This is a genomic window from Nocardia sp. NRRL WC-3656 (genome assembly GCF_000720265.1).
In the GTDB taxonomy this organism is placed as follows: Bacteria; Actinomycetota; Actinomycetes; order Mycobacteriales; family Mycobacteriaceae; genus Nocardia; species Nocardia nova.
The window spans coordinates 1-1,281 of sequence record NZ_JOJF01000088.1; the positions used below are offsets into that span (position 1 = coordinate 1).

A 1,281-nucleotide genomic window follows, 5' to 3' on the forward strand; every position below is an offset into this window, starting at 1 on the left:
GATGGGCAGGTAGGCCGCCCCCGTCTCGAGTACCGCGGTGATGGCGGTGATGGCTTGTGCCGAGCGTTGCATCAGTAGCCCGACCACGCATCCGGGACCCACCCCGTGGCCGCTGAGCACGCGCGCCAGCCGATTCGCCGCCTCGTCCAGTTGCCGGTAACTGTATGAACGATCGCCGCAGCTCAATGCTGTTGCGTTGGGAGTGCGGGCGACCTGTTCGGCGAACAGTTCCGGTACCGACTTCATCGATGGTGGGCGCGTACGCAATACGGCACGGTTGCCGATCTCGTCCAGCCGGGTGTGTTCGGTCTCGTCGAGCAGGTCTATCGATGACAGTGGTTCTTCCGGGTTGGTGGTTACGGTGTTCAGTGTTCGTTGCAGCCGGTCGACGAGTGTTTCGATGGTGGTGGTGTCGAAGATGTCGGTGCGGAATTCCACTGCTCCGCCGAGTCCGGCGGGTTCGCCGGTGTCGGTGAAGCGTTCGCCGAGGGAAAACGCTAGGTCCATGCGGGCGCTGTGGGTATCCACCGGAAGCGAGGTGACCTGGAGGTCTTCCAGCGCCAAACCGGCTGCGGGGTCGTTGTTTCCGGTGAAGTTCTGCCAGGCGAGCAGTACCTGGATCAGCGGGTGATGTGTCAATGATCTGGCCGGGTTGAGTCGTTCCACCAGTACCTCGAACGGGACGTGCCGGTGTTCGAACGCTTCCAGGCTGCGGGCGCGGACCTGGGTCAACAGGTCGGTGAAGGTGGGATCCTCGGTCAGGTCGACTCGCAGTATCAAGGTGTTGACGAAGAAGCCGACCAATTCGTCGAGGGCGGGATCATCACGACCGGCGACGGCAAAGCCGACCGCTACGTCGGGGTCGGCGCTGATCTTCGACAACAGCACCGTCAGGGCGGCCTGGATGACCATGAAGCCGGTCGCGTTGTGTTCGCGCGCTGTTCGGTTGATCTGCTGCTGCAGTCTCGTCGACCATTCGACTTTCAGGCCGGCGCCATGGTGGTCGGGGGTCGGTGGGTAGGGTCGGTCGGTGGGGAGTTCGAGGTGTTCGGACATCCCGGCCAGGGCCTGTTCCCAGAACGCCAGCTCGACAGCGATAGCACTGTGCGGGTCCCGCAGTTCGCCGAGCCAGGTGCGTTGCCAGAGTGTGTAGTCGATGTATTGCACCGGCAGCGGTGCCCGATCCGGTGCGTGGCCGTGTCGGCGGGCTCGGTACGCGTGGCTGACGTCGCGGGCCATGGGAATCGGTGACCATCCGTCGAAAGCGATGTGGTGCAACAC

Annotated in this window: 1 protein-coding gene; it reads right to left on the minus strand. The window is 63.8% G+C overall.

Annotated elements, in window-relative coordinates:
* A partial coding sequence (locus IG65_RS35505; protein ID WP_036526619.1) for a condensation domain-containing protein occupies window positions 1-1,281 on the minus strand: 1,281 nt, incomplete at both ends.